Below are 16,654 nucleotides of genomic sequence, written 5' to 3'. Positions count from 1 at the left end.
CCCGATGGAGACCGGGACCCCGCTCGGCGCGGTGACGACCGCAGCGGGCGGCCAGACAGGGTACTGACACGAAAAGACCGTCGAACAGGCTGCATGAGGGGTGCGCCCCCTCCTCTCCTCCTCTTCTTGCAGAACTCCGTGGAAAGAGCGCGGAGGTATTTGCATCGAGCGCGGCACCTCCGTGTCTATCTTACCCCGGTTCGGGTCCCCTCCGACCGGACGGGGGACTGCCGTGATTTCTGCTTCTCCCGGAATCGCGGGCGGGTTCTCGCGAACACATCCGCGATACAGCAGCAAAAAAAAAGGTAGGGTCAGTTCTTCCTTCTCCGCCAGAGGAGGAAGGCCAGCGGTGCGAGGAAGGGCGCGTAGACGAGCGGTGCCGCAGGTGTCGTCGTCGGCACGGCGGTCGCCTCCGTCGTCATCTCTTCGGTCGCGGTTACCGTGGCCGTGACGTTCCCCTCCTCGTTCGTGGCGTTCGTGGTTACGGTCAAGTTATCCGGCATCGCAGCGATGGCAAAGGTGGAGAATCCGGGGGTGGTTGCCCGGAAGCGGTAATTTCCGTTCTCTTCACCGATGACTTCGGTCTCCAGAATCTGCCAGCCGCCGTCGACGTAGCGCATGAGCCTGACGTCCTCCGGGAGCATGTCGTGCTCCTCGAGCCACTTCGCCGGGACGGTGAAGGTCAACGTCCCGTTGCTGATGTCGTTCTGGTTCACCCACGAGAGGGCGATCTCGACGTACTCGTAGGTGCCGCCGGGAGGTTCTGCCAGGGTGGGGCACCCCGTCTCCTTCACGGTCACCAGCATCTTCGGGATGTTGTTGGCTGCCGTGATGGCGACGCTGCCGACCGATGAGACGGTGATATCCGAGAACGTGAACGTCTCGCCGCTCTTCAACCCCTCGCAGATCCCCGCGGAGATAGTGGGGGGGCTCCAGCCGCCGCCATCGCTTGAGGCGCGTTTGGTCGATCCGGGGTTGGTCGGGGTCGGTGTGGGTTCGGTCGTGGGTTCGGTCGTGGGCGCCGCCGTGACGGTGACCGCCGCCGATCCCTCCACACCGCCGGCACAAGCCGTCACGTCCGCAGATCCCCCTGCGAACGCTGCAAAGAGGCCGGCCCGGTCGATCGTGCCGACGTTCTCATCGGTGCACGACCACCTGACCCTGACCCAGTCCATCACGTTCTCGCACTGGTCGAATACCGTGGCCGTGAACTCCCGGGTTGCTCCGGGCGCGAGCGTGGCCGTGGCCGGTTCGACCTCGATGCAGGCCGGAACCGGGAGCGAGGGCAGAACGGTCACGCAGGCGGAGCCGGAGATCCCGTCCGCAGATGCGGTGAGGCTAACCTCGCCGTCGCTGAGAGCGGTGAATACGCCGCAGTCGTCGATGGTGCCGACAGTCTTGTCACTGCTGTCCCAGGTCACCTCGACATCGGGCATTTCGTAACCGTACTGGTCGAATCCCCTGGCAGTGAGCGTCAGGCTGTGGCCTGCGGGGATGCAGAAGTCGGACGGGCTGACCTCGATCCGCGCAAGTTCGGGCGCCGCCGTCGACCGAACGGTCACCGTCGCAGGTTCGACCTCGTCGACCCCGTCGACCGTTGCGGTGACGCTCGTTGTTCCCTCGCAGACTGCGGTGAAGAGGCCGTTCTGGGTGATCGTGCCGACACACGGGTCGGCCGACCAGTCCATGATAGAGCCTGCATTGTCCTGCAGGCCGTACACGGTGAACTGCCATTTGTCTTCGGGGTCCAGGATGATCGCCGACGGGGATATCCCGATCCCCGAGCAGTCGATGACCTTCACGTCCGCCTTCGCGGTGACGCCGTCTGCCGATGCGGTGACGGTCGTGGTGCCGCAGTCTTCAGCGGTGAAGACGCCGCTGCAGAGATCGATGGTGCCGACGCACGGGTCGCTGCACTCCCAGTCGATCATGACGCCCGACATCTCGCAGCCGTCCTGGTCGAGGGCGGTCGCGGTGAACGCAGCGGTGTCGTTTTTGGCGAGCGTGATTACCGACGGGGTGACGACGATGCTGGAGAGGACCGGGTCGTCACAGTTCACGGTGACGGTTGCGGTTCCTTCAGCACCGTCTCCGCACGCGGTGACGGTCGCCGTGCCGTCGTCAAGGGCGGTGAAGACGCCGCACTCATCGATCTCGCCGACGCACGAATCGCTGCACTCCCAGGTTATCCCGGCGTCCTCAACGATGTTGCCGAACCGGTCGAACGCGACGGCGTCAAACTGCAGGCTGTCGCCGATCTCGAGCGTGGCCGCGGACGGCACGACCGCGATCTTCGCGAGCGCAGGCTCTTCTGCGCAGACGGTGACGGTTGCGGTCCTGGATACGTCACCCGCAGACGCGGTGACGGTCGCCGTGCCCGCTGCAAGGGCGGTGAAGAGGCCGGTATCGTCGACGGTCCCGACGGTCGGATCGCTGCACGACCAGGTGACCGGAACGCCTGGCATGGTGTTTCCGGACTCATCGGAGCAGACGGCGTCGAACTCCTGAGTGTCGCCGATCATGATGGTGGCCGTGACCGGTGTGACCTCGATGCTTGCTACAACCGGCGCGGCTGTTTCTTCAACGGTGACGGTTGCGGTCCCGGAGACATCACCCGCAGACGCGGTGACGGTCGCCGTGCCCGCTGCAAGGGCGGTGAAGAGGCCGCTGGAGTTATCGACGGTTCCGACGGTCTCGTTGTCGCCGGTCCAGGCGATCTCAACACCGGACATCTCGTTCCCGAACTGGTCGAAGGCGGTCGCGGTAAACTGCTCGGTGCCGTCGATCTCCAGGGTGACTGCAGCAGGTGCGACCTCGATGCTCTCGAGGACCGGCCCTTCGGCGCTGACGGTGACGGCCGCAGTCCCGGAGGCGTCTCCGGCGGTTGCGGTGACGGTCGTGTTGCCCGTCGCGAGCGCGGTGAAGAGCCCGTCCGCGTCGATGGTCCCGACTGTCGGATCGCTGCTCTCCCAGGCGACGTCGACACCGGACATCTCGCCGCCGAACTGGTCGAGGACGGCTGCGGAGAACGTCACCGTGTCGTCGATCTCCAGGGTGATCGCGGCCGGTGCGACCGTGATGCTGGTTGCGACCGGTTCTTCATCTGTGACGGTGACGATCGCGGTTCCGGTGACGCCTTCGGCGGTTGCGGTGACGGTCGCGGTGCCTGCGGCTTTCGCGGTGAAGAGGCCGCTGGAGTTATCGACGGTTCCGACGGTCTCGTTGTCGCTCGCCCAGTCGAACTCAACGGTCATCTCTTCTCCGAACTGATCAAGGGCAGTTGCCGCGAACTGCTCGGTGCCGTCGATCTCCAGGGTGGCCGCGGTCGGCGTGACCTCGATGCTTGTTACAACCGACTCGACCGGTTCGTCGGCGTTGACGGTGACGGTCGCCTTTGCAAAGATATCGTCTATCGATGCAGTGATGGTCGCCGTGCCCGCTGCGGAAGCATTGAAGTAGCCTCCCGGGTCGATGAATCCGACCGTGCCGTTATCGCAGGTCCAGGAGACCTTCAGGTCGTGCATGGCGTTGTCGTTCTCGTCGTAGCAGGTGGCGTTGAACCGTATCTCATCACCAACCTTCACGGTGACCGTAGATGGCTCAACCTCGATCCTCGTGAGTTCGTGTACAACTCCTTCGGAGTTGTATACGAAGACGTAGATGTCCGAGGAGATGTCCCGGCTTTTCTGCCAGACGATCGTATTGCCACTGACAGCAGGGTAGAGCTGTTCACCGCCGGCAGTGGGCACAGAGAACTCTTTTCCGGTGGAGAGGTCGCGCATGTGGATGGTTCGTTGCGTGCCCCACTTGTCTTCCCAGATTACAATGTCACCGCTGATCGCCGGCGAGACCTGCTCGATACTATCGCCTGTATCGGTAACACCGGATGTTGTGAGTCGGGTTTCATCTTTAGTGATGAGATTGGACATATAGACTTCGGGAAATCCATGCCGATAGTCCTCCCAGACGATGATGTCGCCGAATATCGAAGGCCAGGATTGAATTGCCGTGCTCGTGGATACCCGGCCTACTGTCGTTTCGGTCGCGATGTCATAATACTGAATCCGTCCATCCGCCTCTTCTACCCAGGCGACGTACTTCTCCGAGAGTGCGGGCTTGAAATCGGTTGAACCGTAGGGAATCGTTGTCTTCGCGTCGCACTCGATGACGTCTTTTACCGTCTCGTCAGCGATGTCGTAGAGGACAACGTTTGTCTCGCCACTGCTGTCATCGTACCAGGCGGCGTAGTTCCCGCTGATTGCGGGCAGCCATTGCTTGCCTGTATCGCTGGTGAGTTGTGTCTCTTCCTTTGTAACGCGGTTGTAAAGGTAGATGTCCCAGTTCCCGTTCCGGTAGTCCTGCCAGATGATGTAGTCTCCCGAGATGGATGGCCTCTCTTGAGAAGCGGCATTTTCGGTTATCCTGTCGCCGATGTAGCCAGCACTATCCGAGAAATAGATCTCCTTGTTACCGTTCCGGCCGTCTTCCCAGACGACCATGTTCCCGTCGACATCAGGGTGCTCCTGCGAGCCGAGGTGGACTATAAAGGGCGCCAGGCTCCCGGGCGCAACTTCTACCGCCATAGCCGGCGGAATCAGTAACCCGATGATGACGATGGCACACAATAGTACCAAATATGCGTGTTTTCTCATTTCTTCCCCCCTTGTTGATCGCTCTCCGCCTGCGAGATTGCCGGTGCATACCTGCCGGTAGCACAAACAGGCTGACTAGCGCAGATGCTCACCGGGGCATCCGGCAGGCGGATAGCGAATGTCGATTTAAGACCCGGTCATAGGGTAGCCGGTGAATGGGTGGATGGCGGTATAAATATATATCTTTTACGGTGATTTATTCTCAAAATTTTATAATAAAAACAGGGATCGCTTATATGCCTGTACGGCCGCAGGGAGATCCTGAGAGGCACTCCGCGGACGGTCCTCTGCCGGGAGAAGAGGAGTCCGCTGGCCGCGTATGTTCTCCCGGGGAACGGTGCGGCCGCGGGTTTTTGAGCGAAACCGCTGCTCATCGGCCGGGTGCCGGGCCGGTCAGCGCATCGCGGCAAGGTCCCGCCGGAGCCTCCGCCTGGCGACCCATTCCACGATTTTCCCTGCGGCGTTGTAGAGCGGGTTTATCGGAACGCTCGTGTAGTAGCGGGCGGACGGATCGAGCCAGCCCTGTTCTTTCCAGTAGGCATGGTCGGCCGGGAAGTCGTCGGCGAGCTCGTCGAACGTCGCCCGCTGGCCGTGGAAGATGATGACGCTCCGGAGCCCCGGCTGCCGCTCCTGCCCTTCCGCCAGGGCCCGGAAGAACTCCCGTGCGGCCCTTTCGAGGTCCCGGTCGTTTGCGCGCGCCTGCTGCTCCGGCATTCTCGGCGGTGTGACCTGGCCGGCGCGGGAGACGACATCGAATCCCCATATGCCGGCGACGTCCTCGAGGTAGTCGAGGACGTCTTTCTCGCCCACCGCGCCGGCGGTGGCGAGGAGGAGGGCCTTCTTGTCGAAGAACCGGGGCGGTGGAAGATGTAGGAGAACCGGTCGATGAAGTTCTTCATGAGAGCGGTGACGGCGAGGCCGTAGACCGGGGAGGCGAAGATCACACCGTCGGCGTCGTGCATCTTCTCCTCGACGTCGGGGGCGTCGTCCCGGACGGGACAGCGCTCCTCGCCCCATTCGAAGCACGCATGGCACCCCCGGCAGGGTTCAAGTTTGACGTCCCTGAGCATGAGGTATTCGAACTCGACGTCGCCGAGGGACCGCATCACGTCCTCGATCCTCTTCGCCGCCCGGTAGGTGTTGCCCTTCCGGGGGCTTCCCATGATAACCAGAATCTTCATGCTCAAGGCCTCCGTGCGTTCTCCGGTGCAGGGTGCTGGCGGAGATTCTGTTGCGCAATACGATAAGGGTTGCCGGGGCGGTCGCTCAGCACCGGTTTGTCAGTAAGTTCCGCCGGAAGGGGAGGCTCACGTGGCATCTCACAGGTTGTTGTAGGCGTTCTTTCGATGGCCGACGTCGACCGCCATGATGACGAGTTGGCGGTGCTCAAATGCCAGGATGACCCGGTACGTCCCTACTCGCAGGGAGAACAGAGGTGAGTTCGTCAGACGCTTCACCTGCAGGTGGGGGTATTCTTCTTCTGCCAGCAGTTCAAGCGCCTGGATAATCCGGGCGGTAACCTCCTTTGGAAGGTGCTTTAATTTGTACTGGACTCTTTTTGAGTAGATGAGCGAATATTTCACTCGATCCCCAGATCCCGCTTCAACGCTTCATGTGTTACGAACTCGCCCCGCTGGATCTCATCCAGCGATGCCTGGATATCGGCAATCGTCTCGGGACTCAACGGTTCACGATCCTCGCTCTGCTCCAGCAACCGGCGTATTATGGATCGGTACGGCTCTTTGGGATAGCGGCGCAGACGGTTCAGCCGGTCCCGGTCGGATCTGGCGATCTCAATCGTAGTCGTCTCCTCTGCCATAATAGGTTATAGCAGTCTATGAGATATAAAAGCATGGCCATGCCGAAAGAGCATCCGCAGAGTGGTCGTGGAGCCTGCACCTGTATATTCTCCGTAGGAGCGAGGTAAGAATTCCTCCGGCCTGGAGGCCGGTAAAAAAAGTGAGGGTCGCGGTTAGTAAACCGCTCCGGTCGCCCCGGAGGCGAGCGCGGCCACGATTGCGGCCAGGAAGAAGAGCGCAGCGACGCCGAAGACCCAGAGGACCACGAAGAGGATCATGTGGAGGACGCTTGTCGCCCGGTACGGGATCTCTTGCGTTCATCCGTTTTGCCGTTTTATATGCGTCGTAGATGCCGTAGATTGCCACAAGCAGGCCCGGGATGACGAAGAGCAGTGAGCCGATGAAGGTCCCGAGAAGGATAACGAAGCCCCGGCCGATATATCCGTTGTACACCTGCCCGAGGCCCGTGAAGATGATGGAGCAGAGTGCCGCGATAACGGGGCTCTTCTCGGGGTTCGTCTTCAGCCTTACCCCGCACCGGGGGCAGATCTCCGCGTTTTTGCTAATCAGCTCGTTTCCACATTCCGGACAGAAATTCGGCAATTCCACCACCTGACGATACATGTCTGTTTCGTCACGGCAACGATATGTTTTCCGATTTTACCGTGCGGCACGGCACCGAATCCGCGCCGCAAACCGGAACGGAGAACTACGGGCCGTTCGCCCTGCCGGGAGCCCCCGATGCCCTCCCGGACGGCACACTCCGCCCCCCCGGCCCCGTTCCCGGCAACAACATTTCCCCCTGTTCTCCCGGGACGGAAACGATCCGTGCTTTCCGGCGCGATATAGGCAGTTTTTTATGAGAACGCCGGAGATAGTCCCCTCTATGGCGGATACGGACGGCGGGATCTCGGAGGTGGTGAGCGTACTCCTGATGGTAGCAATCGTCGTCGCCCTCGCGGCGATCACGGCATCGACGGTCCTCAGGGCGCAGATGCCCGAAGAGCCGAAGCGCGTCGTGGTGACGGCGACCCGGTCGGGGGAGGCGATCGCGTTCACGAACCACGGCGGGATGAACATGGACCGGGTCACGGAGATCCGGTGCTGGATCGGCGGGACGGGCCCGGGGGACGAGAACTTCACGCTCGATACCCGGGCCGGGGCGACCGGGACGCGTGTCGTCCCGGGCGCGGCGCGGGTCGTGGTCGTGGGGAGGTTTGAGGATAAAGAGTCGTGGGTTTTGGTTGATAGGGTGGTTTGACCTTTTTTGGGGCGGGGTGAGAGGTAACTGCTACATGAGTGCGGTGCGTGAATGGTTTGAATTTAGACTGGCCCCGTACAGTGGACCGTGGGGGCATCGTCACGCACTGCCCCCGCCCCTAGGTGTGGGGTGCGATGCTCTGAAAGAGCGGAGCATGAGCACCGAAGAACGATGTTCCATCAGGAACGGAGTTCGAGCACCGCAGGTGCGAGGCGCGAACGTAGTGAGCGTGAGCACCGTTAGGTGCGAGGCGCAGAGGAGGAGGCCGGAGGCCGGGCGGGGTGGGGGTCACAAGGAGTACAAGCATCTCAAGCCTGAGCATCGAAAGTCTAGTTGGAGAGACAGGGGAGGGGGGATGCTCCCCCCTCCCCGTCGGCCCCACCTCGCACCTTCGGTGCTCGAACTCCGCTCCTGCGGAGCGTCGTTCCCCCAATCGCGATATTCCCTCGAAAACCTTGCCCGGGTCTGTGTGACTGAGCCAACGCCGTGATTTTGAGCGCTTTCCAATACGGGCAAACAGCGAGGGCGAAAAAAACAGATTCAATCAGAAAAAGGATGATTACTGTTCCTCTACCCCTTCTTCCTCGTAATTTTCCTCTTCCCCCTCATATCCCGATTCATCGTCATCCTCCACCGTCACGATATACCCCGCCACAGCGAGGATGAGCGGCACCCCCACCGGGACGGAAAACCCCGCCGGCCCATGGAGGCAAGGGCCGTACTGGGCGATGCAGGAGAGGAGGTAGGCGACGGCGCCCCCGGCTGACGCCCTGCTCCGATCTGCTCGCGAAGTGCTCTGCGATCAGCCTCTATAGCATCTTCGTCGCTCCCGATGGGCGGCATACAAGGAAAGAACAACATCCCGTGTATTCTTTTGGGCACCGCGACCGTGCTCACCTTTGCCCTGGCAGAGATCGCGGATAGCCCCAGGTAGCACCTTCATGAGGAGGAATGGGTCTGGAATTGGGCGGATTGTATCGGCGATCTCCAGACGCAAAGATTGATGGGATATCCCACTGATCACCTGTATAATACCTGTGAGGATACTCATGACCGGCATCGAAGCAGACGTCAGGGAGATCAAGGAGAACATCAGGGAGCTCACTGAGAAGATCGATCTTCTCCTCGATGAGCGGGAGAGCATGGCGATAATGAAACTCTCCGAGCGGTCGCTCTCTGCCTTTCTCTCCGAGGAGCCCGACCTCTATACCATCAGGGATGTCAGGGCTGTGTACCGATGAAAGGGAAGATCGTTCTGATACCGTTTCCTTTCACCGACCTCACGGCAACCAAGCTGCGCCCTGCACTTGTCCTCTATGAGGGTGATCGCGACGTTGTCCTTGCCTTCATCTCGTCGAAGATCCATGCCGGAACGGGTCCGGCAGGGGTTATGGTGGCCACCTCCCACGCAGGTTTCTCAAAGAGCGGTCTTAAAGTTGATTCGGTGATCCGACTGGATAAGATCGCAACGGTCTTGAAAGACCTGATGGTCGGCGAACTTGGAGAACTTGATGACGACCTCCGGGCAGAGGTCAATGCAAAACTCGTCAAACTGTTCAGGCTCTAATCCGGGGCGAATGCCGGCCCTTCATAGTTTCCGTTGATCAACAGAATCCTTGAGCCAGCAGGGAAATCCATCGCGAACGGTTCTCTGTTTGCATGGCACCGGCCTCATCTCAGTATATGAGTCCATGTGCTGGAGATCGCCTGTTCCACCACACTGACGACAGGAGACTTCTCCGGGAGAGAGAGGCCGCCCCGGGACGACGGATCGCGGAGGAGCCGCGTTGTCGCCCGGGGCATGCAGAACCGTAAACATCTCTCGTCCATCCTGATGATGACGAAGGGAGCCGCCGGGACCCCCGCCCTTAGAGCGGAAAGATCGCGTACTGGATGTACCAGATGTACTGCACCACCGGTATCCAGAAGTGGTAGCCCTCCCAACCGAAAGTGGCGAACCGGAAGTCGACGACGAGTTCCCATGCAAGCGGGAAGAACATCAGCACCGGGACCGCGTAGGCGAGGAGGCGGGGGGAGGCGGGGGGAGGCGCGTTTGGCGAGGAGCGACTGGCCGGAGGGTGCGACGTTCCAGCGGAACGGAGCTTGAGAAAACGCGAAGCGCTTTCGGGCAGGAGCGTGAGCACCGTTAGGTGTGAAGGCGGCGATGTAGAGCACTGCGGTCCCGGCGAGGAAGATGCAGGTGAGGGTCGTGACGAACGTGACCTGCCCGCCGAGGTTCCGGCCGGCGATGACCTGGAGGACGACGAAGATGAGCGGGAGGTCGATGACCGCGAGCCAGAAGAGCGTCCGCAAGGCCTCCCGCACCCCGTCGGCGTCGAGACCGGCGTAATTCTGGGAACGAACGTGAGCTCGAAGACGTCAGGAGCGCTAAAAAGGGTCTTGTCGCGGTGAAGAGGGAGCGTATCATGGATGAGTCTGGAGAAGAAGGAATTGATAAAGGCGGGCCGTGCGCGAGCTGAACGTGACGGGGGTGCGAAGGCAAAAACGATGAGATCCCGGCAGAACATTGGGACAGGAAGTTACTCTGCCTCCAGGATCTCGATGATCCCATCGATAACCGACATGACGGTCTGGTCGTTGAGATGGCCGGCGCGATAAAGAATCAGGTCGACACTGGCCGAAAAAAGCCGGTTTGGCCGGATATTGCTCGGCTTGTGGAGTGTTCCCTCTGTAAAGTCAAGTTCGGTAATACCGACGGCGTAGCGATCCCGGATCTGCTGGCTCGTGAAGTCGCACCTTGTGGTGCTCCCGCTCAGGTTCTGATGAACCATCGCGTCTGGCAAAGAATGACATCGTCTCCTCCGGGTGCCGCAACAACAAGGGCCGGTCGCCGCTTCACCGTCGACAGGTCCGAGAAGGGAAACGGCACAACGACAACATCGCCCTTTACAAATCACGGCAAATTGGAAATTTGCCTGACAGGGAACTGTTCACAGTTCCCGTGCGCTCCATGCCTCTTCCTCCTCGGGCCGGAGCCAGTCCTTCCGGAGCACAGGCTCGCTCGCGAGGGCGGTGTCCGGGGCGGCCTTCCGGCGCCGGAACTTGAGGAACCGGATGAAATCGAGCACCTCACCGTACGTCCGGGGCGGGAGGTCGTTCAGTTCACTGATGATCTCCTCTTTCACCTGGGTCATGGTTGTCTCACCTCTGGGTATATCGATCTTCTGGTGCTTCAATCTACATATCTCTGTCTGAAGAGGGTGTGTTTATCGGGGTGATCTGTGCCCCGGCACGCCAGGACCCCGTCGGGAGGTTACACTCAGTAGCCGAACCGACGATCGTAGCTGGTGTGATCCAGCCACTCGATGATGACTGCGATCGTATCGCTGTCGCGGGCTACAGTATACATAAGCCGCCATGATCGGGTGAGATTATACTTCCAGAGGTTATCCAGCGGCCCGTATTTCTTGTGGTAGTCTTTTGGGATCAGCTTCTTCGGCACCTGGATCCCGCAGAAGGCATTTGCAGCGATTCTGTCGAGGGCCTGATCCAGCAGCCCGGCTAACCGACGATCCCCGGGATCCCGGGAAGCCTTGAGAGCCACGAAGGCCTCTCGCACCTGCTCGTCTGCAAAATAGATCTGGCACTTCATCGGATCCGCAGGTCTTCACGCAGTGTATACTTCCGGACGAGGTCCGGGTTGTGAATCCAGCAGATCTTCCCCTGTGAATCGCTTGCTATCTTCCCTGATTCATCGAGATACTCGATGATCGTCTTGAACGTCTGGTACATCACTCTCTTCGGCAGGTTCTCCCACAAGGCCCGCCGTTTGTATTCGCCGCTGTGCTCCCGAATGAACTCTTCGACCATCCGGATCGTGTCGAGCTGGGGGCTGTGTGTGTTACGGCTACACGCTGGCATGAGTGACCATTTGTTGTATAAGTTGATATAACTACAGGGTCCGGCGACAGGGTCCCGTCCCCCCTCACAGCGGGAAGATCGCGTACTGGATGTACCAGATATACTCCACCACCGGTATCCAGAAGTGGTAGCCCTCCCAGCAGCCGGTGGCGAACCGGAAGTCGACAATGACTTCCCAGGCGAGCGGGAAGAACATCAGCACCGGGACCGCGTAGGCGAGGAGGCGGGGGGAGGCGCGTTTGGCGAGTGCGACTGGCCGCAGGGTGCGATGTTCCGGAGAACGACTGTCCATAGGACAGGAGTTTGAGAAGACCGGATGTCTTCGAGGGCCGGAGCATGAGCACCGAAGGTGCGGGGCAGGAGCTTGAGCACCGCCAGGTGCGAAGACGGCGACATAGAGCACCGCGGTCCCGGCGAGGAAGAGGTAGGTGAGGTACATGAGGAACGTGACCTGCCCGCCGAGGTTCCTGCCTGCGGTGACCTGGAGGACGACGAAGATGAGCGGGAGGTCGATGACCGCGAGCCAGAAGAGGGTCTTGAGCGCTTCCCGCACCCCGTCGGCGTCGAGACCGGCGTGCTTGAGGGCGTAGACCCCGATGACGAGCATGGGAAGATAGGCCGGGGAGAGGTAGCGCATGTCGGGGATGATCCCGGGGCTTGCCGGCATTCCCGGAATAGAACGGGCGTAGGTGAGCACCACGAGGACGGCGGCGAGAGCGAAGAAGGCGAGGAGCCGTGCGTCCCGCGAGTCGATCCCGGTCGATCTGTGGCGGATGAGGGCGTACCCGGCAGCCCCGGCGAAGAGGAGGGCGAAGAACGAGAGCGGCGATACCTGGAAGATTTTGGTTTTTGAGTGTGGCTATGCTGTTGCATGTGGGATTCTGTTCCATTGGCGAAATCACTCAGGCATTTTAAACGAGGAAAAACCCGGTGCAGTGGGCCGTGGTGGCTATCGCCATTGGGGAGGGGCTGACGGGGAGGGGGGAGCATCCCCCCTCCCCTGTCTATATCTCATAAAGGAAGCCTGCAACCCCCACTCGAAGACCTTCGGTCTTCTCAAGCTCCGGCCCCATGGCCCGTCGCACCCCACCCGGCCTCCGGCCTCCTCAGACGCACCTGCGGTGCTCATGCTCCGGCCCCGAAAACGCTTCGCGTTTTCTCATGCTCCTGCTCGAAGCCTAACGGCTTCCCAAGCTCCGGACATTGTCCGTCGCACCGTTCTGGCAGTCGCACCCTACGGCCCGTCGCAACTCGCACCTGTGGTGCTCGAACTCCTGCCGTTCCGGCAGTCGCACCCCACATCTCGGGGCGGGGGCAGTGCGTGGCGATAAGTGATGGTTCGGAGAACCGGAGCTAGAGCACCGAAGGTGCGAAGCCAATGGAAAGCCGTGTCCGGGTCTGCGTGACTGAGCGAACACCGTGATTTTGAGCGCTTTCCAACACGGGCAAACAGGGAGAACGAACAAAAAGGAGATTCAACCCACAAAAAGGGATGATTACTGTTCCCCTTCCATCTCTTCCCCGTATTCCTCCTCTTCCTCCTCACATCCCGGTTCATCGTCCTCCTCCACCGTCATGACGTACCCCGCGACGCCAAGAAGGAGCGGCACCCCGACGGGGACGGCAAACCCTGCCGGGCCGTACAGCGTGGGGCCGTACTGGGCGACGCAGGAGAGGAGGTAGGCGACGGCGCCCCCGGCGGTGAGGAGGGCGAGGGGTTTTCTGATGCCCGTAATCCCGTCGTGCCGGCGGTAGACGGCGTACCCGGCGGCCGCGAGGAGGAGGGCGGTGCCGAGGGCCCAGAGGAGGATCGAGAGGGCCGACCGGCCGCCGATGGTGCCGGAGGTGACGTAGGAGATCTCCCGCCAGACCGGGATCAGGGAGGTGCCATAGACAGTTTCCTGATACAGGAACAGGGGGGAGCGGAGGCCGGCACCGACGGCACCGCCGATGGCGTAGACGTTCACCGGGAGAAGGAGGACGGCGGCGAGGAGAGCGGGCAGGAGGGATCTTGTGGGTATGGGCATTTTGTCTCCGGGTGTTGGGATGGCTGTTTTTGTAGTCTATTGATATGGCTAGTGCCCTGAAAATGATGTTGATGCAATTCTATGACAGATCGAGGCACTGGCCAGGCCCTGACAAAGATGTAAGCGCAGATTTTACTCAGATAGATCTCCGGTGTGGTGCCCGGAGATAAGTCATGATCTGGAGTAACTTACCTGAAGTTGCACGTAGTGTAAAACTAGACAAAAAAGTTAGGATTAGAAGGTCCTGTCAAGGATGATCTGCTCTGCACCATCCGGCCACTGTCCGACTACAAGGAGTCTGCCCGAATTCCCTTCAATCTTGATGTTATCTCCGGCCTTGAAAGTTTCTCCGCCAAGATCAGCAGGCTCGAGAACTGATTTATCCGCACCGAGGGTGGTACCATTAGCCGCAAAGAGCTCACCGGGCGCGTCTCCATCTAATGTAATCGTCAACGTCTGCACTGTGTTGAGGTCGGGGCCGCCGCTGATGGTAAGGGTGATATTGTTCCCACTAAGTGCCGCCTGCATCGAAACCGTCTTCGTCGTCTGCACATTCCCGGGCATTCCGAACACAAACGCCGCAATCACCGCAGCGAGGATCACCGTGATGGCGACCATCAGAATAACGCCGATGACCGGCGATACTGCTTCTTCATTCTCTCTGAATTTCATCATACACACCTCTTGACTCCAGCCCCCGATGGGGCTAAGGGTCGATGAAACAAACTGATTTGTCATAAGATATAAATATATCGTAGTGATTCGTTCCGGAATGATTTAATATCGTCAGACACGCCTGTTCGAAAGGATCTTTCATAGCATAAACGAGTTGCCGAAGATAACGGACGGACTGGAAATGCCGTTCCGGGGATAATGCGGGCTCATCGCTCCCTGTATATAAAAACAGGGGGCCGACGGCGCTCCGGGGGTGCGGCAGGTGGGTGGTGGCGGGGGGAGCGTGCGCGGTATCCCCGGGTTGTTGCCCCGGAGGCCGGAGAGGTGCCTGCGGGCCGCGGTGCGGGTGTGCGGAACGGTGCCGTGGGTCGGTCGGTCGCCCCGGGCCGCCGGGCGTTGCAGGACGATGATGTACATCGGTAAGAAGCGAGGAGATGTCCGGGGTCGGTACTTCGTCAATGCTGGCACCCGGCAACGATGCGGTCTCGCAATGAGGGGTAACGGGAGTTTCGGAGCATCCGGCTGTCGGTCGGGGAGGTCATGCCCGCTCGACCCGGTTAAACTCGATGTATGTCGAAAAGTATATGGCATGAGCGATTATACGGTGATATAACCTGAACCCGGACTCGTCGTGAGATCGGTAGGTGCAACGCAAGGATCGATGCTTGCTGCAGGGGTTATGTCATGATGCGACGGACGGTAGATTTCGAAGAGCGGTACGGGGTCAGCATCAACGGGCTGAAATCCACCGAGGATGTGGATGCCTGCGTCGAGAAGAAGGCCGGGGTGAGACTGAGAGTGGTAGCGGCCTTGAGCGGCATGACGGATAGGGCCGGGAACGGCCTCGGCGTGAAAAGATACGACATCGAGAATCTCCTCTATAACGCCCTCAGATGACACTTTGATGGGGTCACAGCAGATATTGGGACCAAACTGCCTGGCTCTCACAATGCAGGCATGGAACCCCATGACGGGAACTTCCTGCCCCCCCCTTCGCCTCACACGATGGATGGATACCACAAAAATTTTTATTTTTCGAGTTCCATACTCGTTCCGGGAGTTCACACCATGATTATCCGATTTGAAACAGTCTATGAAGACGGATGCTGGTCTGCTCACGCAATCGGGCATAGCATCTTCACCGATGGGAGAGATTTTGAAGAACTCCTCAAGAATATCGAGGAAGCCGTGCTCCTGTATTTCGAAGATGAACTCGAACCGGAAGAACAGATCACAATCCTGACGCAGACAGAACTACAGGTGCATTCCGTTGCCAAAGCTTCCGGTTGTTAGTAGCTCGGATATTGTCAGGGTTCTTGAAAAACTCGGCTATTCTTTTGTTCATCAACGTGGAAGCCACATCAAAATGGTCAAAGAGACCGGCAACGGAAGACACATGGTCATCATCCCCCTTCGAAAGGAGCAAAAACGACCAACGCTTAACAACATCTTGAATGATATAGCGGACCATAACGATATCACAAAGGAAGACCTCATTGCTCTGTTCCGCTAACTTCGGGGTTTCAAACTCACTGCAAAACTTTCCTGACCTGCACAGCGTATGCCGGTCGGGTCGTGCAGATCTTCAACTTCTGAATCCTTTGAAGACGACTTCGGGGTAAAGAACAGTTTTGAAATGAGTATCATTTCTGTAACATGAGATTGTGGAGTCGCTGACCCCCCAATCTATGAGCCGCTATTCCCGGATCCGGGCCGAGAGTTGCCGCTTCAGTGCCGGCAGGTCACGTTCGACCACGTTCCAGACGGCATCCCGGTCGATGCCGAAATAGTGGTGGACGAGGACGTTCCTCATCCCGACGATATCCGACCATGGGATACCCGGGTTTGCGGTCCTGAACTCGGGGGAGATCCCCCGTACGGCCTCCCCGATGATCTGGAGGTGGTGAATAACCCAGACCTGGATCATTTCATCCTCATAGAAGTGATCGCGGCCCCGGGCAGCTACTTTTTCGATCCGCTCGATGGCTTCCAGGATATCCAGCACCCGTTCGCGATCGTCTCTCATAAGACCCGTGCCTCACGTAAGACCCTTGAGCGTATCCGCTCCCGGAGTCCCGCTTCGGTCACAACGTCGACCGGACGGCCGAGCAGGTCCTCTAAGTCCTGGGCAAGGCCCCCCAGATCGAGGAGGCTTCGGTCGGGGTCGAGGTCGACCAGGATATCGACATCGCTGTCCACCCGGGCTTCGTTTCGTGCTACGGACCCGAAGACCCGGACGTTTTTTGCCCCCCTTCCCTTGGCGAGAGAGAGGATCTCGTCCCGTTTCTGGATGAGGAGGGTGTAGATATCGGTTTCCGGGTTCATCGTCCTATAATACTTTCATTGGTCCGGGGCATA

The 16,654-nt window shown here is 59.8% G+C and carries 21 protein-coding genes and 1 pseudogene; 7 read left to right on the top strand and 15 right to left on the bottom strand.

Annotation, left to right across the window (positions count from 1 at the left end; genetic code table 11):
* Nucleotides 1–311 precede the first annotated feature (311 nt).
* The 5 genes and pseudogenes from BRA62_RS12340 to BRA62_RS12320 form a co-directional block, all read right to left on the bottom strand.
* Nucleotides 312–4,583, bottom strand: a complete 4,272-nt coding sequence (locus BRA62_RS12340) for an Ig-like domain-containing protein (protein ID WP_292367048.1) — start codon at nt 4,581–4,583, stop codon at nt 312–314.
* A 462-nt stretch (nt 4,584–5,045) separates the two neighbouring features.
* Entirely contained in the window at nt 5,046–5,462 is a 417-nt protein-coding gene (locus tag BRA62_RS12335; RefSeq protein ID WP_292367056.1) for a hypothetical protein, read from the bottom strand.
* Nucleotides 5,463–5,569: 107 nt separating this feature from the next.
* Nucleotides 5,570–5,815, bottom strand: a pseudogene (locus BRA62_RS12330) (flavodoxin family protein); the annotation flags it as partial.
* Between the two features lie 156 nt (nt 5,816–5,971).
* The gene (locus BRA62_RS12325; RefSeq protein ID WP_292367046.1) at nt 5,972–6,235 is read right to left on the bottom strand and encodes a type II toxin-antitoxin system RelE family toxin; all 264 of its coding nucleotides are present in this window, start codon (nt 6,233–6,235) and stop codon (nt 5,972–5,974) included.
* A complete protein-coding gene (locus tag BRA62_RS12320) occupies nt 6,232–6,471 on the bottom strand; it encodes a hypothetical protein (RefSeq protein ID WP_292367044.1) in 240 nt (79 codons plus the stop codon). Before BRA62_RS12320 ends, BRA62_RS12325 begins: the two co-directional genes overlap by 4 nt.
* Before the next feature lie 866 nt (nt 6,472–7,337).
* On the opposite strand from BRA62_RS12320, the gene BRA62_RS12315 reads away from it, so the two are divergent.
* The 3 genes from BRA62_RS12315 to BRA62_RS12305 all read left to right on the top strand — a co-directional run bounded on the left by BRA62_RS12315 (nt 7,338) and on the right by BRA62_RS12305 (nt 9,279).
* On the top strand, nt 7,338–7,712 hold the full coding sequence (locus BRA62_RS12315) for a type IV pilin N-terminal domain-containing protein (RefSeq protein ID WP_292367042.1): 375 nt from the start codon (nt 7,338–7,340) through the stop codon (nt 7,710–7,712).
* A 1,049-nt stretch (nt 7,713–8,761) separates the two neighbouring features.
* Complete coding sequence (locus BRA62_RS12310) at nt 8,762–8,953, top strand: hypothetical protein (RefSeq protein ID WP_292367041.1); 192 nt, start codon at nt 8,762–8,764, stop codon at nt 8,951–8,953.
* A complete protein-coding gene (locus BRA62_RS12305; RefSeq protein WP_292367039.1) occupies nt 8,950–9,279 on the top strand; it encodes a type II toxin-antitoxin system PemK/MazF family toxin in 330 nt (109 codons plus the stop codon). Before BRA62_RS12310 ends, BRA62_RS12305 begins: the two co-directional genes overlap by 4 nt.
* A gap of 301 nt (nt 9,280–9,580) precedes the next feature.
* Here BRA62_RS12305 and BRA62_RS12300 read toward each other — a convergent pair whose 3' ends face one another.
* Nucleotides 9,581–9,712 carry a hypothetical protein gene (locus tag BRA62_RS12300; protein WP_292367037.1) on the bottom strand — a complete coding sequence of 44 codons (132 nt, stop codon included), beginning with the start codon at nt 9,710–9,712 and terminating at the stop codon, nt 9,581–9,583.
* Between the two features lie 136 nt (nt 9,713–9,848).
* Here BRA62_RS12300 and BRA62_RS12295 point away from each other — a divergent pair, with 136 nt between their 5' ends.
* Nucleotides 9,849–10,124: a hypothetical protein gene (locus BRA62_RS12295; RefSeq protein WP_292367035.1), complete on the top strand. Its 276-nt coding sequence runs from the start codon at nt 9,849–9,851 to the stop codon at nt 10,122–10,124.
* Nucleotides 10,125–10,252: 128 nt separating this feature from the next.
* Here the strand turns inward: BRA62_RS12295 and BRA62_RS12290 are convergent, their stop codons facing one another.
* The 7 genes from BRA62_RS12290 to BRA62_RS12260 form a co-directional block, all read right to left on the bottom strand.
* Entirely contained in the window at nt 10,253–10,516 is a 264-nt protein-coding gene (locus BRA62_RS12290) for a hypothetical protein (protein WP_292367033.1), read from the bottom strand.
* A gap of 147 nt (nt 10,517–10,663) precedes the next feature.
* Entirely contained in the window at nt 10,664–10,867 is a 204-nt protein-coding gene (locus BRA62_RS12285) for a hypothetical protein (protein ID WP_292367031.1), read from the bottom strand.
* A 125-nt stretch (nt 10,868–10,992) separates the two neighbouring features.
* Entirely contained in the window at nt 10,993–11,325 is a 333-nt protein-coding gene (locus BRA62_RS12280; protein ID WP_292367029.1) for a hypothetical protein, read from the bottom strand.
* Nucleotides 11,322–11,594 (bottom strand): hypothetical protein, encoded by a 273-nt coding sequence (locus tag BRA62_RS12275; protein ID WP_292367027.1) that lies wholly within the window; start codon nt 11,592–11,594, stop codon nt 11,322–11,324. Before BRA62_RS12275 ends, BRA62_RS12280 begins: the two co-directional genes overlap by 4 nt.
* A 64-nt stretch (nt 11,595–11,658) precedes the next feature.
* Nucleotides 11,659–12,294, bottom strand: coding sequence for a hypothetical protein (locus BRA62_RS12270; RefSeq protein WP_292367025.1), 636 nt, complete (start codon nt 12,292–12,294; stop codon nt 11,659–11,661).
* A 796-nt stretch (nt 12,295–13,090) separates the two neighbouring features.
* Complete coding sequence (locus BRA62_RS12265) at nt 13,091–13,621, bottom strand: hypothetical protein (protein WP_292367023.1); 531 nt, start codon at nt 13,619–13,621, stop codon at nt 13,091–13,093.
* A 234-nt stretch (nt 13,622–13,855) separates the two neighbouring features.
* Nucleotides 13,856–14,359 (bottom strand): type IV pilin N-terminal domain-containing protein, encoded by a 504-nt coding sequence (locus BRA62_RS12260; RefSeq protein ID WP_292367021.1) that lies wholly within the window; start codon nt 14,357–14,359, stop codon nt 13,856–13,858.
* Between the two features lie 621 nt (nt 14,360–14,980).
* On the opposite strand from BRA62_RS12260, the gene BRA62_RS12255 reads away from it, so the two are divergent.
* The 3 genes from BRA62_RS12255 to BRA62_RS12855 all read left to right on the top strand — a co-directional run bounded on the left by BRA62_RS12255 (nt 14,981) and on the right by BRA62_RS12855 (nt 15,809).
* Nucleotides 14,981–15,193 carry a hypothetical protein gene (locus BRA62_RS12255; protein ID WP_292367019.1) on the top strand — a complete coding sequence of 71 codons (213 nt, stop codon included), beginning with the start codon at nt 14,981–14,983 and terminating at the stop codon, nt 15,191–15,193.
* Between the two features lie 171 nt (nt 15,194–15,364).
* Complete coding sequence (locus BRA62_RS12250; protein WP_292367017.1) at nt 15,365–15,589, top strand: type II toxin-antitoxin system HicB family antitoxin; 225 nt, start codon at nt 15,365–15,367, stop codon at nt 15,587–15,589.
* The gene (locus BRA62_RS12855) at nt 15,567–15,809 is read left to right on the top strand and encodes a type II toxin-antitoxin system HicA family toxin (RefSeq protein ID WP_394340000.1); all 243 of its coding nucleotides are present in this window, start codon (nt 15,567–15,569) and stop codon (nt 15,807–15,809) included. Before BRA62_RS12250 ends, BRA62_RS12855 begins: the two co-directional genes overlap by 23 nt.
* Nucleotides 15,810–15,992: 183 nt before the next feature.
* Here the strand turns inward: BRA62_RS12855 and BRA62_RS12245 are convergent, their stop codons facing one another.
* Both BRA62_RS12245 and BRA62_RS12240 read right to left on the bottom strand, forming a co-directional pair.
* Nucleotides 15,993–16,322 (bottom strand): DUF86 domain-containing protein, encoded by a 330-nt coding sequence (locus tag BRA62_RS12245; protein ID WP_292367015.1) that lies wholly within the window; start codon nt 16,320–16,322, stop codon nt 15,993–15,995.
* Nucleotides 16,319–16,621 carry a nucleotidyltransferase family protein gene (locus BRA62_RS12240; protein ID WP_292367012.1) on the bottom strand — a complete coding sequence of 101 codons (303 nt, stop codon included), beginning with the start codon at nt 16,619–16,621 and terminating at the stop codon, nt 16,319–16,321. The genes BRA62_RS12245 and BRA62_RS12240 overlap by 4 nt, the downstream gene beginning before the upstream one ends.
* Nucleotides 16,622–16,654: the final 33 nt, after the last annotated feature.

Source organism: Methanoculleus sp. UBA208, assembly GCF_002498065.1.
Classification (GTDB): Archaea; Halobacteriota; Methanomicrobia; order Methanomicrobiales; family Methanoculleaceae; genus Methanoculleus.
Note: the sequence above shows the minus strand (reverse complement) of the source record. Positions and strands in the feature narration are given on the sequence as shown.

Coding starts and splice junctions, on each gene's coding strand:
- BRA62_RS12340 (WP_292367048.1), bottom strand. CDS start 4,583: ATGGCGGTAGAAGTTGCGCCCGGGAGCCTGGCGCCCTTTATAGTCCAC.
- BRA62_RS12320 (WP_292367044.1), bottom strand. CDS start 6,471: ATGGCAGAGGAGACGACTACGATTGAGATCGCCAGATCCGACCGGGAC.
- BRA62_RS12315 (WP_292367042.1), top strand. CDS start 7,338: ATGGCGGATACGGACGGCGGGATCTCGGAGGTGGTGAGCGTACTCCTG.
- BRA62_RS12310 (WP_292367041.1), top strand. CDS start 8,762: ATGACCGGCATCGAAGCAGACGTCAGGGAGATCAAGGAGAACATCAGG.
- BRA62_RS12305 (WP_292367039.1), top strand. CDS start 8,950: ATGAAAGGGAAGATCGTTCTGATACCGTTTCCTTTCACCGACCTCACG.
- BRA62_RS12300 (WP_292367037.1), bottom strand. CDS start 9,712: ATGTTCTTCCCGCTTGCATGGGAACTCGTCGTCGACTTCCGGTTCGCC.
- BRA62_RS12285 (WP_292367031.1), bottom strand. CDS start 10,867: ATGACCCAGGTGAAAGAGGAGATCATCAGTGAACTGAACGACCTCCCG.
- BRA62_RS12280 (WP_292367029.1), bottom strand. CDS start 11,325: ATGAAGTGCCAGATCTATTTTGCAGACGAGCAGGTGCGAGAGGCCTTC.
- BRA62_RS12275 (WP_292367027.1), bottom strand. CDS start 11,594: ATGCCAGCGTGTAGCCGTAACACACACAGCCCCCAGCTCGACACGATC.
- BRA62_RS12265 (WP_292367023.1), bottom strand. CDS start 13,621: ATGCCCATACCCACAAGATCCCTCCTGCCCGCTCTCCTCGCCGCCGTC.
- BRA62_RS12260 (WP_292367021.1), bottom strand. CDS start 14,359: ATGACAAATCAGTTTGTTTCATCGACCCTTAGCCCCATCGGGGGCTGG.
- BRA62_RS12255 (WP_292367019.1), top strand. CDS start 14,981: ATGATGCGACGGACGGTAGATTTCGAAGAGCGGTACGGGGTCAGCATC.
- BRA62_RS12250 (WP_292367017.1), top strand. CDS start 15,365: ATGATTATCCGATTTGAAACAGTCTATGAAGACGGATGCTGGTCTGCT.
- BRA62_RS12245 (WP_292367015.1), bottom strand. CDS start 16,322: ATGAGAGACGATCGCGAACGGGTGCTGGATATCCTGGAAGCCATCGAG.
- BRA62_RS12240 (WP_292367012.1), bottom strand. CDS start 16,621: ATGAACCCGGAAACCGATATCTACACCCTCCTCATCCAGAAACGGGAC.